Raw genomic sequence first — 14,526 nt, 5'->3', positions numbered from 1 at the left:
CGGCCTCGACGGTCAGGCCGGTCGGTGCAGCCAGGCCGTGGAGTCTCGGGGCAGGAGTCCGCCGACGAGCGGCGAGCTGCTGAGGAGGATGCGGTCGTGCTCGGGCAGCGCGACCGGCCCGTCGGAGAGGTTCGTCACGCAGACGAGGTCGTCGCCGCGGGCGAACGCGAGCACGGCGGGCGCGCTCGGGAGCCACGTCATCGGGCCGTCGCCGAGCGAGGCCTCGCGCTTGCGGATGCGCAACGCCTGCCGGTACAGCCACAGCATCGAGCCCGGGTCGGCCTCCTGCGCCTGCACGGTGAGCGCGGACCATTCCGCGGGCTGCGGAAGCCAGGGCGAGACGGATGCCGCGCCCCCGGGCCCCGCGGGGCTGAATCCGAACGGCGGCTCGGTGCCGCGCCACGGCAGCGGCACGCGGCATCCGTCACGGCCCGGGTCGACGCCGCCCGACCGGAAGTGCATCGGGTCCTCGAGCACCTCGCGCGGCAGCTCGACCTCGGGCAGGCCCAGCTCGTCGCCCTGGTAGAGGTACAGCGAACCGGGCAGGGCGGCGGTGAGCAGGGCCGCCGCGCGGGCCCGGCGCGTGCCGAGCTCGACGTCGGTCGGCGTGCCGAATCGCTTGCGGGCGAACGCGAAACCCGTGTCGTCGGCGCGGCCGTACCGCGTCACCGGCCGGGTCACGTCGTGGTTCGAGAGCACCCACGTGCTCGGGGCGCCGACGGGCGCGTGCGCGGCGAGCATCAGGTCGATCGACGCGCGCAGCTCGTCGGCTCGCCACTGGCGCGTCATGAAGTCGAAGTTGAAGGCGGTGTGCATCTCGTCGGGGCGGAGGTAGGCCGCGAAGCGGGCGGCATCCGGAACCCAGACCTCGCCCACGAGCACGCGAGTGCCCTCGTACGAATCGGCGATGCGCCGCCACGCGCGGTACACGTCGTGCACCTCGTCGCGATCCTCGGTGGGGTGCTCGCCCGGGCGCACCTCGGCTGGCACCTCGGGCAGCGCCGGATCCTTGATGAGCAGGCCGGCCGAGTCGATGCGCACGCCCGCGACGCCGCGGTCGAACCAGAAGCGAAGCACGTCCTCGTGCTCGGCCCGCACGTCGGGGTGGTTCCAGTTGAGGTCGGGCTGCTCGGGGGTGAACAGGTGCAGGTACCACTCCCCCGGCGTGCCGTCGGGGTTCGTCGTGCGGGTCCAGGTGTCGCCCTGGAAGTTCGAGATCCAGCCCGTGGGCATCTCGTCGCCGTTCGGCCCCTTGCCCGGGTGGAACCAGAAGCGCTCCCGCTCGGGGCTGCCCGGCCCGGCGGCGAGCGCGGCCTGGAACCAGGCGTGCTCGCTCGACACGTGGTTCGGGACGACGTCGATGATCGTGCGGATGCCGAGGGCGAGCGCCTCGCTGATGAGCAGCTCGGCATCCTCGAGCGTGCCGAACGCCGGGTGGATGTCGCGGTAGTCGCTCACGTCGTAGCCGCCGTCGGCGAGCGGGCTCGGGTACCACGGGTTGAACCAGAGCGCGTCGACGCCGAGCTCCTTGAGGTAGCCGAGCCGGCTGCGCACGCCGCGGAGGTCGCCCGTGCCGTCGCCGTCGGAGTCAGCGAAGCTGCGCACGTACACCTGGTAGATCACGGCGCTGCGCCACCACAGCGCGTCGTCTGCCGGCAACGACGGGGCGGTCGTGCCGTACTCCGTGAGTGGCGTGGTCACGCTGGCGGTCTCCTCTTCGAGCGGTGGCACCGCGTCTTCGGGAGACGACGGCGTCGATGTCCGTCAAGGTATTGAAGGCAACAGAATGACGCAACTATTCAACAATCCGACAGAAGTTTGCGACGACTTGCGTCAAGTTGCGGATGTCGCTTGCGGATTCCGCGCAAGTGCGGCCTGGCTCGGGTTCACCTGCAGGAAACGAGGACCCATCCCCCTCTCACAGCCGGGATGCATCCTCGTTTCCTGCATCCGGGACGAGAGCTGCTCCTCGGCGGGCGGGGTGGGCGAGGGTTGGCGTGGGGCGGGGCTACTCGGCGGGCGGGGCGGGCGGGGTGGGCACGGGCGAGGCGGGCGCGGGCGCGGTCGAGGCGCGCACCACGAGTTCGGGGGCGAAGAAGACCTCGTCGCCGATGCTCCGCTCGCTCGACATCTGCCGCATGAGCAACTCGATGATCATCTTGCCCATCGCCTCGATCGGCTGCCGCACGGTCGTCAGCGGCGGCTCGGTGCAGTTCATGAGCGCGGAGTCGTCGTATCCGATCACCGAGACGTCTTCGGGCACCCGCAGGCCCGCCCGGCGCACGGCGCGCACGGCGCCGAGCGCCATCGGGTCGCTCGCGCAGACGATGCCCGTCACGCCGGCGGCGATGAGCTTGGCCGCGGCGGTCTGCCCGGACTCGAGCGAGTAGAGCGAGTGCACGATGCGGTCGTCGCCGAGCTCGACGTCGTGGCGTTCGGCCATGCGCAGCGCGGCCGCGTGCTTTCGCTGCGAGGGGATGTGGTCGCGAGGCCCGAGCAGGATGCCGATGCGTCGGTGCCCGAGCTGCACCAGGTGCCCGAAGGCCTGCTCCATCGAAGTGGTGTCATCGCACGAGACGGTCGCGAAGCCGAGGCCGTCGATGGGCGCGTTCACGAGCACGGTGGGCAGGTTCAGCTCGCGCAGCCGCTCGTAGTGGTCGTGGTTCACGTCGGCCTGGGCGTAGGCGCCGCCGGCGAAGATCACGCCCGAGACCTGCTGGTGCAGGAGCAGCTCGACGTAGTCGGCCTCGGAGATGCCGCCCGCCGTCTGGATGCAGAGCACCGGGGTGTAGCCGTTCTGCGCGAGGCCGCCTCCGATGGACTCGGCGAGCGCCGGGAAGATCGGGTTCTGCAGCTCGGGCATCACGAGGCCGACGAGCCGGGCACGCTCACCGCGCAGCTTCGTCGGGCGCTCGTAGCCGAGCACGTCGAGCGCGGTCAGCACGGCATCGCGCGTGGAGGCCGAGACGCCGGGCTTGCCGTTCAGCACCCGGCTGACGGTGGCTTCGCTGACTCCGACCTTGCGCGCGACATCCGCGAGTCTCCTCGACATGGCGACATGCTATCGGCAGGCCGTCGGATCGCGCTGCGCAAGAACTCGACAGCCGCTCGAACCCGATGTCGCTCCGGCGCCCGACGGGCATTAGAGTCAGCGCATGGGCAAGCTGATCTACAACTCGTCTCCGCGCGAGCTCGACATCGACGACCGGGTGCTCGCGCACCTCCGCGTGGCGATCCTGAACAAACTGCGCCGCGGAGAGAGCTTCTCCATGACGTGGGAGCACGGCCTCGTGAACGGCAGCGGGCGCACGACGATCTGGCTGCATCCGTCGATCCCGCTGCAGTTCGTGTTCAGCGGCAACCGTTCGCCGAAGCTCAACCGCATCTGGATCGAGCAGCTCCTGCTCACCGCGAACAGCACCTCCGGCCTGCAGTACGTGCCGGAGCCCGACGAGAACGACCCGATCGACGCCGACTGATCGACGCCGACTGATCGACCTCGGCCGATCGGCGCCGGCAGATCGACGGCGACTGATCGACGCCGACTGAGCGACGCCGACTGAGCGACGGCTCAGGCCTTGGCCGCAGCGCTCGCGTCGACCTCCTGCACATCGACGCCGACCTGCACGGGCTGCTCGGGGATCGTGGCGATCGGGTTCGTGTCGAGGTGCTCGGGAATCAGGCGGATGCCGCCCGTGCTGTTGGCCGATCGCATGAGCTCTTCGATCCAGTCGCGGCTCAGCTCGGGCGTCTCGGGCTCGTCGAAGACGAAGCGCAGCGGGATCGACGGGTGCAGCCAGAGCGTGCTTCGGCCGCGCGGCTGGTCGTCGGTGTGCTGCCACGAGAGCGTGAAGCTCTCGCCGCGGCGGAGCTTGGTCGTGATCGCGACCTTGACATGCGCGAGCGCCCGATCTTCGATGCCGATCGGAGTGCCTGAATCGCCGTAGTAGAGGGTACCCACCCGTGAATCATAGATCGACCGACGGGCGGGCGAATACAACTTTCGGACAGGATGTCCACGCCCGCGCAGCGGGTGGGAACACGACGGCGCGGGCACCCTTTCGGATGCCCGCGCCGGTGAGGTTCTGGAACCGTCAGACGGTCTTCTTGCCACCGATGAAGCGCAGCAGCCACACGATGAGCGCGATGACGAGCAGTACGACGCCGACCCACAGGAGGAAGTTCAGCGACTGCACGAATCCGCCGGTGAACAGCAGGATGATGGCGACGATGGCGATGATGGCGACGAGGATGTTCATGATCTCTCCTTCTCATGATCCGCAGCACGGGTAGAAGCTGCGGACGAGCGGCCTCCGCATGATCTGCGATCGGCGGAACCTCGGGGCGGATGCGCTCCGTGGACTCCACGTTAGGGGTCCAGACGATTCCGCGCTGGGGGTTGACCGCGTTCCTCGCGGACTGCTAGACGTCGGCCGGCGGCTCGCGTCCCGTGCCGCAGGAGACCGCCGATCCGGATGCCGCCGCACCCCGTCCGGCCGATGTCAACCCCCGCCGCATCCGGCCGCCCTTCCGTACCGTTGAAGGGGATCGCAGGGAGGTCACGATGCACACGAGCCCACTGATCGATCCGACCACGAAGCACACGACGGATCCGTTCCCGAAACAGGAGCAGGACCCTCCGGGCATGACCGCCAGGATGGCGCCGCAGCCCGACCACGGGGAGCAGAGCTACCGTGGCGGCGGCCGGCTCCAGGGGCGGCGCGCGCTCATCACGGGCGGCGACTCGGGCATCGGCCGGGCGGTCGCGATCGCCTTCGCCCGCGAGGGCGCGCGGGTCGCCATCTCGTACCTCCCGAACGAGCAGGCCGACGCCGAGGAGACGGCGGGCTGGATCACCGATGCCGGCCACGACCCGCTGCTGCTGCCGGGCGACCTCCAGAGCGAGCAGCACTGCATCGACCTCGTGCGCGAGACCGAGCAGACGTTCGGCGGCCTCGACCTGCTGGTGCTGAACGCCGCCTACCAGCGCGACCGGGGCGGCATCGAGCAGCTCCCGACCGAGGACTTCGAGCGGGTCATGCGCGTGAACCTCTTCGCACCCGTGTTCCTCGCGCGCGCCGCGGTGCCGCACATGGAGGCTGGCTCCTCGATCATCACGACCTCGTCGATCCAGGGGTTCGATCCGTCGTGCTCGCTCGTCGACTACGCGATGACGAAGGCCGCCCTCGTGGCGTTCACGAAGGCCCTCGCCGCCGAGCTCGGGCCCCGCGGCATCCGCGTCAACGCCGTCGCGCCCGGCCCGATCTGGACGCCGCTGATCCCGGCGACCGGCTGGCCCGACCACGTGCCCGACTTCGGCCATGACACGCCGATCGGCCGCGCGGGTCAGCCCGCCGAGCTCGCGGGCGCGTACGTCTACCTCGCTTCGGACGAGGCGTCGTACGTCTCGGGGGCGGTGCTCCCGGTGACGGGCGGCATGGGTCTCTGACCCATCCGTGCAGGCCATTCCACGCAGGCCACCAAGGAGAAGGGAGAGGGCGATGCCCGGAAGCAGGAACAACTCGTTGAAGGATCCGGAGCTCTACGAGGAGCTCCGCGACGACGGGGCCTCGAAGGAGAAGGCGGCGCGCATCTCGAACGCCGCGGCCGCGAAGGGGCGCAGCGCCATCGGCCGCAAGGGCGGCAAGAGCGGAGACTACGAGGACTGGACCGTCGAGCAGCTGAAGAAGCGCGCGAAGGAGCTGGGCATCACCGGGTACAGCGGCAAGCGCAAGGCCGAGCTCATCTCGGCGCTTCGGAACCACTGAGTCGGATGCCGCGACTCCGACACGTCGAACCCTACGCCGCACCCGGATACACCCGGGTGCGGCGTGGTCGCGGGTTCGGCTACGTGCACGCCGACGGCGGCTCGGCGGGGCCGGCCGAGCGGGCGAGGATCGCCGACCTCGCGATCCCGCCGGCGTGGAACGAGGTGTGGATCGCGGATGTCGCGAACGCGCACATCCTCGCGGTCGGGGTCGACGCCGCGGGCCGGCGCCAGTACCTCTACCATCCGGCGTGGCGCGAGGCGCAGGACGCCGTGAAGTTCGACCGCATGCTCGAACTCGCCCGGGTGCTGCCGGAGGCGCGACGCGCGGCCGACCGCGACCTCGCGCTGCCCGAACTGCCCCGCGAGCGGGTGCTGGCGGCGGCGTTCCGCACGCTCGACGCAGGTGCGATCCGGGTCGGGTCCGAGGAGTCGCTGGCCGGGTTCCGCAGCCGCGGGCTGACGACGCTGCTCGTGCGCAATGCCGCGGTCGACGACGACGCGGTGCGACTGCGGTTCCGGGCGAAGGGCGGCATCCGTCAAGACCTCACGATTCCGGATGCCGCGCTCGCGGGGTTCGTCGAACGCAGCCGCGAACGCGCGGCGGCCGCCCGCCTGTTCGCCTGGCTCGACGGTCGCCGCGCTCGCGCGCTCGGGCCCGCCGACGTGAACGAGCATGTGCGCGAGCGCACGGGCGGGGACTTCACGGCGAAGGACTTCCGCACCCTCCGCGGTACGGTCGCGGCGGCCGAACGGCTCGCCGAGCTCGGGCCGACGACGACGGCGCGCGCCCGACGCGACGCGATGCGGGAGGCCGTCGAGCACGCGAGCACCGTGCTCGGCAACACGCCCACGATCGCGAAGGGCAGCTACATCGATCCGCGCGTCTTCGCGGCCTACGAGCAGGGAACCACCCTGTCGCTGCGCGGGGGGCGCGAGCGGGCGCTGCTCGACCTGCTCGCCGACGGCGACGACGGCGACGGCACGGGCCGCGTCGCCTGATCCGGCGCTCAGCCCTCCCGCACCACGTCCTCGGGCGCCTTGTCGCGACGCAGGCCCCGCCACCGCGGATGCCGCGCCACGCCCGTGCTCGTCCACTCGGCGAGCTCGATCTCGCCGACGAGCTCGGGCTCGACCCAGACGGCGTCCGCGGCATCCGCGTCTGGAACCGAGACGAACGGCGACGTCTCGCGCCGCGCCCCGTCGAGCCGTTCGAGCAGCCGCTCCGACTCGAGCTCGCGCAGGCCGCTGCCGACGCGTCCGGCGTACTCGAGGCCGCGTTCGCCCGGGATGCCGACGAGCAGCGAGCGGATGCGGCCCGTGCGCGTGCCCGCGCCCTTGCGGTACCCGCCGATCACGACCTCCTGCGTGCGGGTCAGCTTGAGCTTCAGCCACGACTCGGAACGGCTCCCCGGCGTGTAGACCGAGTCCGGCCGCTTCGCGACGAGCCCCTCGAGCCCGAGCCGCCGCGCCTCCTCGAGCGCTTCGGCCGGGGTTCCATCGGCGAGCGCGGGCACCTCGACCGGCACGCCCGACCCCGGCCGCACGAGCCGCTCGAGCCGTCGCCGCCGCTCGCGGTACGGGGCATCCGTCACGTCGTCGCCCGCGATCTCGAGCACGTCGAACAGCAGCAGCCGCACCGGGGCGGATGCCGCGAGCCGGGCCACCTCGGACGCCCGGGTCAGGTTCATGCGCGACTGGAGCAGCTCGAAGCTCGGCCGCCCGTCGTCGTCGAGCGCGACGAGTTCGCCGTCGACGAGCGCGTCGCCGCGGAGCGCCCTCGGCAGGTCGGCGAGCTCGGGGTACCGCGCGGTCACGTCGTTGCCGTTGCGGCTGATCATGCGGATGCCGCCGCCGTCGGCGCGCGCGAGCACGCGGATGCCGTCCCACTTGTGCTCGAGCGCCCACTCGCCGCGGGCGACCAGCCCGAGCGTGCCCGGTGAGGCGAGCATGGGCCGCACGAGGATCGGATCGACCTCGGCCGCCGCCGGTCGAGGAGGCGCCCCGGCGCCGTCTCGAGACCCACCGCCCCCAGGTCTCGAGACGCTCGCTCCGCTCCCTCCTCGACCGGCATCCACAGCGGGCCGTTGGTCCTTCATCCGGTGCATGAGCCAGGTGCTCTTCTCGCCCTCGCCGTCGGTGCGGATCAGCGCGAGTCGCACGGCGCCCAGCGGGCCGCCCGGCCGCCCGAGCACGTCGACGATGATCTCGTCGTCGCGCCACTTCTCGATCGCGAACGTGCCCGAGTCCCAGATCGTCACCGAGCCCGCGCCGTATTCCCCCGACGGAATCGTGCCCTCGAAGCCGCCGTACTCCATCGGGTGGTCCTCGGTCTGCACGGCGAGATGGTTCACCCCGGGGTCCTCGGGCACGCCCTTCGGCACCGCCCAGCTCTTCAGCACTCCGTCGCGTTCGAGCCGGAAATCGTAGTGCAGGCGCCGCGCGTGATGCTCCTGGATCACGAACCGCGGAGCTTCCCCGGCCGGGGCGCCCCAGCTCGACTCGGGCATCGGCTCGGGTGTCGCGCCGTGCGTGCGCATCGAGAGGTAGGTCGCGAGCGGGCCGCCCCCGGCGGCGCCCGAACCGGCCAGCGCGGCCGTCGGATCGAGACCGGATGCCGCGCGCTCGAGCACCTCGTGCGCCTCGAGATGTCGCAGCCCCGGGTCTTCGAGCTCCGCCCATGTGCGCGGCGCGGCCACCGTGGGGCGGGCCCGCCCGCGCAGCGAGTACGGGGCGATCGTCGTCTTCTTGCCGTTGTTCTGGCTCCAGTCGATGAGCACCCGCCCCGATCGCACGAGTTTGCTCATGCTCGACACGATGAGGCCGGGATGGTCGGCCTCGAGGGCGCGGGCGAGTTCCCTCGCGACATCCGACACCTGCTCGGAGCTCTGCCGGCCGTCGAGCGTCGCGTAGAGGTGGATGCCCTTGCTGCCGCTCGTGACGGGAACGGGCGTCATGCCCATGCCCGCGACGAGATCGCGCACGAGGCGGGCGACCTCGGCGCACTCGGCCAGCCCCATGCCCTCGCCCGGGTCGAGGTCGAACACGATGCGATCGGGATTCGCGGGGCGCCCGTCGGCGTCGAAGCGCCACTGCGGCACGTGCACCTCGAGCGAGGCCTGCTGGGCGAGCCACACGAGCGTCGCCCGGTCGTCGGCGATCGGATACGGCTTGTCGCCGTCGGAGTGCGCGATCACCCCCCGGCGCAGCCACTCGGGCGCATGCTCGTCGAGGGTCTTCTCGAAGAAGGGCTTCTCGGGGGCGGCGGCCGTGCCGACCCCGTGCACCCAGCGCAGGCGCGTGACCGGGCGCCCGGCGACGATCGGCACCATGGCCGGCGCGATCTCGGCGTAGTACGCGATGACCTCGCCCTTGGTCATGCCCGTCTCGGGATACATGACCTTGTCGAGGTTCGTCAGCCGGAGCCTCCGGCCGTCGACCTCCACCATCTGCCGCGCGCCCTCGGCCATGCCCCCATCCTGCCCGCTCATGCCCGAGTTGCCCATCTTTGGACGAACTCGGGCGACTCGGATGCAGGGCGGTGTCGGCCGCCGGGGGTTCCCCCGGTGCGGGAAGGGGTGTTCACTGGAGGCATGCGAGCCGTCTGGAAGGGGGCGGTCACATTCGGCCTGGTCAATGTGCCCGTCAAGTTGTACAGCGCGACCGAGGATCACGACGTGTCCCTGCACCAGGTGCACGACGCCGATGGCGGACGCATCCGCTATCAGCGCATCTGCGAGATCGACGGGCAGGTCGTCGAGTACAAGAACATCGACAAGGCCTACGACGACGGCGAGCGCACCGTGGTCATCACCGACGAGGACCTCAAGTCGCTGCCCGCCGAGCGCAGCCGCGAGATCGAGGTCGTCGAGTTCGTGCCGACCGACCAGATCGATCCGATCATGTTCGACCGCAGCTACTACCTCGAGCCCGACTCCGCGTCGTCGAAGGCGTACGTCCTGCTGCGCGAGACGCTCGAGTCGACCGACCGCACGGCGATCGTGCGCATGGCCCTGCGGCAGAAGACCCGGCTCGCGGCCCTGCGCGTGCACGGCAAGGTGCTCATGGTGCAGACCCTGCTCTGGAGCGACGAGGTGCGGCAGGCCGCGTTCCCGGCGCTCGACGAGGACGTCAAGGTCACGGCGAAGGAGCTCGACCTGTCGAAGCAGCTCGTCGAGAGCCTCGTGTCCGAGTTCGAGCCCGACCAGTACGTCGACGAGTACCAGCAGGAGCTGCGCACCCTCATCGCCGCGAAGCTCGAGCAGGGCGACGCGCTCGACACCGCCTCGACGTTCGGCGAGCAGCCCGACGAGGAGGGCGGCGAGGTCATCGACCTCATGGAGGCCCTTCGCCGGTCGATCGCGACGAAGCGGGGCGGGGCGGATGCCGCGGGCGAGGGCTCCTCGTCGGCGTCGGCCTCCGCGGGGGCGAAGGAGACCACGAAGAAGTCGGGGGCGAAGAGCGGCACGTCGAAGCGCGCGTCGGCGTCGAAGGGCGCATCCTCGTCCAAGTCCGCGTCGGCGTCGAAGACCGAGAAGCCGAAGACCGAGAAGAAGACCCGCAAGGCCGCATCATGAGAACGGAGCACACCCCATGACCGATTTCGTCGACCCGCTCGAGGAGCCGCTGGACGTCGACCGCGATCCGCGCAACGGCGAGGACTTCGCCGCGCAGGACGCCGCCGCGGCGCGCTACGACGCCGAGCGCCGCGAGCACGAGAACGCGGCCGCACACGAGGCCGAGGGCGAAGCCGAATAGGCGACGCTCCCCGTAGCGGGGTCGCGCCCCGCCTCCCCAGCACGCCCGGCTCCGCGCCCCGTCAGGCCGTGGGTTCCGCTTCGGTTGCCTGCTCGGTGCCGGGCGCCCCGGCGTCGGGCTCGTCGCGTCGCCCTGAGCCCAGCGAGAGCGTCGCGAGCAGGCCGACCACGAGGAACCCGGCCGCGGTGAACGCGGCCAACCGCGTGCCGTCGCTGAACGCCTCCGCGGCGTCGGCGCCGACCTCCGCGGTCTCGGGGTTCGCCTCGAGCCCCGCGATCGCCGCGCCCGCGCTGTCGACGACGGCGGACACCGTCTGCTCGCGCTGCGCGTCGGGCAGGCCGCGCTCGTCGAGCTTGGCGTCGAGCACGTTCGCGGTGGTCGTGAAGAGCACCGTTCCGAGGATCGCGATGCCGAGCGCGGAACCGAGCTGCCGCGACGTGGACTGCGTGCCGGATCCGGCGCCGCTGTCGGCCACGGGCACATCCTGCAGCACGACCCCGGTGAGCTGCGCCGTGGCCAGGCCGACGCCGAACCCGTAGACGAACAGGGCCGGCAGCAGCCACTGCCAGGTCGCGTCGGGGCCGATGACCAGGCCGACCCACACGACGCCGACGATCTCGAGGGCGATGCCGAGCCGCACGATGAACACGGGCTGGAGACGGCCCGACATCGCGCCGGCGAACCCGCTGGCGCCGAAGGATCCGACGGCGAGGGCGAGCAGCACGAAGCCGGTCTGGAGCGCGTCGAATCCGAGCACGAACTGGAGCCAGAGCGGAAGCGAGAGGATGATGCCGAACTCGCCGAGCGAGACGATGAGGGCGGCGATGTTGCCGTTGCGGAACGACGGGATCGCGAACAGGGCGAAGGGCAGCATGGTCGACTCGCCGCGCCGCATGCGGCGCAGGCCCCAGAGGATGAAGGCGACGAGCCCGAGCGCCGCGAGCGCGAACGCGAACGGGATCGGCGACACCGTCCACGGCCATTCCCAGTCGCCGAACGCGACGCCGTCCTCGGCGAGCCACCAGCCGTAGGTGCGGCCCTCGATGAGGGCGAACACGAGCGCGCCGCTCGTGATCACCGAGAGCACGGCGCCGACGACGTCGATGCGCCGCGGCTCGCCGGGCGCACGGGACTCGTCGATCGTGAGCAGCACGCCGATGATGATGATGATCGCGAACGGGATGTTGATGCCGAACGCCCACCGCCACGAGAAGTCGGTCGTGAGCCACCCGCCGAGCAGCGGCCCGATGGCCGCCATGCCGCCGATCGTCGAACCCCAGACCGCGAAGGCGATGCCCCGCTCGCGCCCGCGGAACGTCGCGTTGATGAGCGAGAGCGTGGTGGGCAGGATCATCGCCCCGCCGATGCCCTGCACGAGGCGGGCGAGGATGAGCAGCTCTCCGGTGGTGGCGAACGCGGCCGCCACGGAGGACAGCGCGAAGACCACGACGCCGATGAGCAGCATCCGCCGTCGCCCGAATCGGTCGGCGAGCGTGCCGAACACGAGCAGGAGCGCCGCGAACACGAGCGTGTACGACTCCTGCACCCACTGCACCTGCGTGGAGGTGATGCCGAGGTCGTCGACGATCGCCGGGATCGCGACGTTCACGATCGTCGAGTCGACGATGATGAGCGACACGGCGATGCTGATGAAGACGAGGCCGAACCAGCGTCGGCGCGGTGATGCGTTCACGTGGGAACCCTATCCCCTCGCTCCGACGCTCCGGCGAAGCGGGGCGGAGCGCGCGAATCGCGCGAGTCACGCCGGACGAGACGGCGAAGCGCGCGGCATCCGACGACCGGATGCCGCGCGCTCGCGTCGTGCGGAGGCTGCGCCCTACTCGGTCGTGCAGACCTCGGTGACGGTGACCGCGGCCGCCTGGATGTCGCCGGATGCCGTCGCCTGCGCGTCGGCGTCGATCTCGGCGTCTTCGGTGGGCTCGGCCGGCAGGGTGGCCGCGTACTCCTCGGCCGCGGTGACCTTGTCTTGCAGGCCGCCGATCGCCTCACTCAGTTCGGCGTCGTCGGCGTTCTCCTCAGCGAGCTCGTCCAGCCGCTGCGAGTAGTCGTCGAGGCGCTCGAGCAGCGTCGTCTGGTCGGCGGACGCGGCGATCGCGTTCTGGGCGCCGTTGGAGATGTCGCGGACGGCGACCCGGACGACCTCGCAGTTGTCGTCGGCGGCGTTGTCCGAGCCGCTGCCGGTGGCGCAGCCCGTGAACAGCAGGGCGCCGGCGAACGCCAGCGCAGTGGTGGTGATGATCTTCTGCATGGTGGCAGATTCCCCCGAATCGTGTTTGTGACCGGAAGAGTCTAGCCGCTCACGCCGGAATCGCCCTGCCGAGGTGCGTTCGGGCCCGATGCCGGGCGGCCGAACTCCGAGCCCCCCGCGCGCCGAGACAGGCCGGCGACGTCGCAGCGAAAGCTGCCGGAGTCGCCCGAGGGCGTGAAACGAATGAGAGCGGAGACGAGGGGATTTGAACCCCTGGTCCCCTTACGGGGACTCCACCTTAGCAGGGTGGTGCACTCGGCCGGACTATGCGACGTCTCCTTGCAGCGGCGCTTGCGCGCATGCGACTGCCATCATAACCCGCGGATGCCGCGAAACACGATTCGGGCGATGCGCCCAGCCTCGACCGGTTACTGGTCTTCGAGCGTGCGGCCGGCCGAGCACCGGGTGTCGGCTGCGGTCTGCCCGGTGACGTCGCTCGGCAGCGCCTCGGCCGTGGGCGTCGGAGCCGTCGTGGCGGGCGTCTCGGCGGTCGCCGCGTCGTCGGCCGGAACGTCTTCGGCAGCGGGCTCCTCGGCCGGCGTCTCAGCCGCGTCGGGGTCGGCGGGCAGCGCCGAGGGGTCGGTCGCCGAGGCGAATGCCGCCTCGTCTGCCTCCGGGTCGAAGACGACGGGGATGTCCTGCTGCAGCGCCTGGTTCACCACGTCGGCGGAGTACGACGCCTCGACGCCGCCGTCGACCGACGAGGTCGGGTACTGGATGAACGCGATCTTCGAGAGGTCGACGTCTTTCATCGCCACCGCGATCGACACCATCGTCGTGGGGTTCACGAGCGTGTCGGAGAGCTGCATGTTCGCGAGCGCCGCCTTCGCGATGCCGAACAGGGCGACGGGGTCGGAGAGCGTGCCGCCGGTCTGCAGCTTGCGGGTCAGCGCCGAGAGGAAGACCTGCTGGTTCGAGATGCGCCCGAGGTCGGACCCGTCGCCCACGCCGTGGCGGGTTCGCAGGAACTGCAGTGCCTCCATGCCGGCGAGCTCGACGTTGCCCGCGGGCAGGTAGAGGTCGGTGTGCTCGTCTTCGATGGGTTCGGCGATGCAGACGTTGACCCCGCCCACGGCCTCGGAGAGCCCGGCCACGCCGAGGAACTGCACGACGCCCGCGAACGGGATCGTGACCCCGGTGAGCTCTTCGACGGTCTTGACCACGCAAGCCATGCCGCCGTAGTCGAGCACGGAGTTGATCTTGACCGAGGACAGCGCCGAGAGCGGTTCGCCGGCGGGGTCGTCGGGGTCGACGCACTCGGGCACGCTCACGAACATGTCGCGCGGGAAGCTGATGACCTCGACGTGCGAGTGGTCTTCGGAGATGTGCAGGAGCATCGTGACGTCGTTGAGCACGGCGGTCTCTTCGTCGGGGTCGCCGAACGCGTCGCCCTGCCCCTCGCGGCTGTCGCTGCCGATGACGAGCAGGTTCACGCCGCCGGGCATCGCGCCGATGTCGGGGACGCCGTCGAGCACGCTCGCGTTGCCGAGCGAGACGGTGGGCTGCGCGGTGTTCGCGAGATCCCACGCGGCGTAGGCCGCGACGGCCGAGCCGGAGACGAGCGCGACGGCGACGAGGGACGCGGTGATCTTCGCGATCGAACGCCACACATTGTGCGGCTTCAGCCGGCCGTGGCGGGCGATCGCGGGGTTCTTCGCGGCGGTTCGGGAACTGAACTGGCGTTCGTCGGTCACGTTCACCTCTCTCGGGGTCGTCGCGGCAGGCGCAGGGG

Annotated in this window: 14 protein-coding genes and 1 tRNA gene; 6 read left to right on the top strand and 9 right to left on the bottom strand. The window is 71.1% G+C overall.

From position 1 onward, the window contains the following. Window positions 1-12: 12 nt before the first annotated feature. On the bottom strand, window positions 13-1,701 hold the full coding sequence (locus GQQ92_RS08255; protein WP_197738145.1) for a glycoside hydrolase family 13 protein: 1,689 nt from the start codon (window positions 1,699-1,701) through the stop codon (window positions 13-15). A 307-nt stretch (window positions 1,702-2,008) separates the two neighbouring features. Continuing rightward, window positions 2,009-3,052 carry a LacI family DNA-binding transcriptional regulator gene (locus GQQ92_RS08250; protein ID WP_156998723.1) on the bottom strand — a complete coding sequence of 348 codons (1,044 nt, stop codon included), beginning with the start codon at window positions 3,050-3,052 and terminating at the stop codon, window positions 2,009-2,011. Between the two features lie 103 nt (window positions 3,053-3,155). On the opposite strand from GQQ92_RS08250, the gene GQQ92_RS08245 reads away from it, so the two are divergent. Next, window positions 3,156-3,479 (top strand): DUF7882 family protein, encoded by a 324-nt coding sequence (locus GQQ92_RS08245; RefSeq protein WP_156998722.1) that lies wholly within the window; start codon window positions 3,156-3,158, stop codon window positions 3,477-3,479. 92 nt (window positions 3,480-3,571) lie between these two features. Here GQQ92_RS08245 and GQQ92_RS08240 read toward each other — a convergent pair whose 3' ends face one another. Beyond that, the gene (locus tag GQQ92_RS08240; RefSeq protein WP_232057571.1) at window positions 3,572-3,961 is read right to left on the bottom strand and encodes a DUF7882 family protein; all 390 of its coding nucleotides are present in this window, start codon (window positions 3,959-3,961) and stop codon (window positions 3,572-3,574) included. Window positions 3,962-4,094: 133 nt separating this feature from the next. Next, the gene (locus GQQ92_RS16525) at window positions 4,095-4,259 is read right to left on the bottom strand and encodes a hypothetical protein (protein ID WP_197738144.1); all 165 of its coding nucleotides are present in this window, start codon (window positions 4,257-4,259) and stop codon (window positions 4,095-4,097) included. 305 nt (window positions 4,260-4,564) lie between these two features. Here GQQ92_RS16525 and GQQ92_RS08235 point away from each other — a divergent pair, with 305 nt between their 5' ends. Genes GQQ92_RS08235 through GQQ92_RS08225 form a run of 3 tightly spaced genes read left to right on the top strand, consistent with a single transcriptional unit; the run spans window position 4,565 to window position 6,769 of the window. After that, window positions 4,565-5,449: an SDR family oxidoreductase gene (locus GQQ92_RS08235; RefSeq protein ID WP_156998721.1), complete on the top strand. Its 885-nt coding sequence runs from the start codon at window positions 4,565-4,567 to the stop codon at window positions 5,447-5,449. 52 nt (window positions 5,450-5,501) lie between these two features. Beyond that, complete coding sequence (locus tag GQQ92_RS08230) at window positions 5,502-5,768, top strand: DUF7218 family protein (protein WP_156998720.1); 267 nt, start codon at window positions 5,502-5,504, stop codon at window positions 5,766-5,768. 5 nt (window positions 5,769-5,773) lie between these two features. Further along, a complete protein-coding gene (locus GQQ92_RS08225; protein ID WP_156998719.1) occupies window positions 5,774-6,769 on the top strand; it encodes a DNA topoisomerase IB in 996 nt (331 codons plus the stop codon). Window positions 6,770-6,777: 8 nt separating this feature from the next. Here the strand turns inward: GQQ92_RS08225 and GQQ92_RS08220 are convergent, their stop codons facing one another. Further along, window positions 6,778-9,237 carry an ATP-dependent DNA ligase gene (locus GQQ92_RS08220; protein ID WP_156998718.1) on the bottom strand — a complete coding sequence of 820 codons (2,460 nt, stop codon included), beginning with the start codon at window positions 9,235-9,237 and terminating at the stop codon, window positions 6,778-6,780. 123 nt (window positions 9,238-9,360) lie between these two features. Here GQQ92_RS08220 and ku point away from each other — a divergent pair, with 123 nt between their 5' ends. Both ku and GQQ92_RS08210 read left to right on the top strand, forming a co-directional pair. Next, window positions 9,361-10,344, top strand: a complete 984-nt coding sequence (gene ku, locus GQQ92_RS08215) for a non-homologous end joining protein Ku (protein ID WP_156998717.1) — start codon at window positions 9,361-9,363, stop codon at window positions 10,342-10,344. Between the two features lie 16 nt (window positions 10,345-10,360). Further along, the gene (locus tag GQQ92_RS08210) at window positions 10,361-10,525 is read left to right on the top strand and encodes a hypothetical protein (RefSeq protein ID WP_156998716.1); all 165 of its coding nucleotides are present in this window, start codon (window positions 10,361-10,363) and stop codon (window positions 10,523-10,525) included. Between the two features lie 61 nt (window positions 10,526-10,586). Here the strand turns inward: GQQ92_RS08210 and GQQ92_RS08205 are convergent, their stop codons facing one another. The 4 genes from GQQ92_RS08205 to GQQ92_RS08190 all read right to left on the bottom strand — a co-directional run bounded on the left by GQQ92_RS08205 (window position 10,587) and on the right by GQQ92_RS08190 (window position 14,488). Beyond that, the gene (locus GQQ92_RS08205; RefSeq protein WP_156998715.1) at window positions 10,587-12,218 is read right to left on the bottom strand and encodes an MFS transporter; all 1,632 of its coding nucleotides are present in this window, start codon (window positions 12,216-12,218) and stop codon (window positions 10,587-10,589) included. A 144-nt stretch (window positions 12,219-12,362) separates the two neighbouring features. After that, window positions 12,363-12,794, bottom strand: a complete 432-nt coding sequence (locus tag GQQ92_RS08200) for a hypothetical protein (protein ID WP_156998714.1) — start codon at window positions 12,792-12,794, stop codon at window positions 12,363-12,365. A 190-nt stretch (window positions 12,795-12,984) separates the two neighbouring features. After that, window positions 12,985-13,073 (bottom strand) — tRNA-Ser (locus GQQ92_RS08195). A gap of 89 nt (window positions 13,074-13,162) precedes the next feature. Beyond that, entirely contained in the window at window positions 13,163-14,488 is a 1,326-nt protein-coding gene (locus GQQ92_RS08190) for an LCP family protein (RefSeq protein WP_156998713.1), read from the bottom strand. Between the last annotated feature and the right edge of the window lie 38 nt (window positions 14,489-14,526).

It is taken from the genome of Agromyces terreus (assembly GCF_009749465.1).
GTDB classification, from domain to species: Bacteria; Actinomycetota; Actinomycetes; order Actinomycetales; family Microbacteriaceae; genus Agromyces; species Agromyces terreus.
Note: the sequence above shows the minus strand (reverse complement) of the source record. Positions and strands in the feature narration are given on the sequence as shown.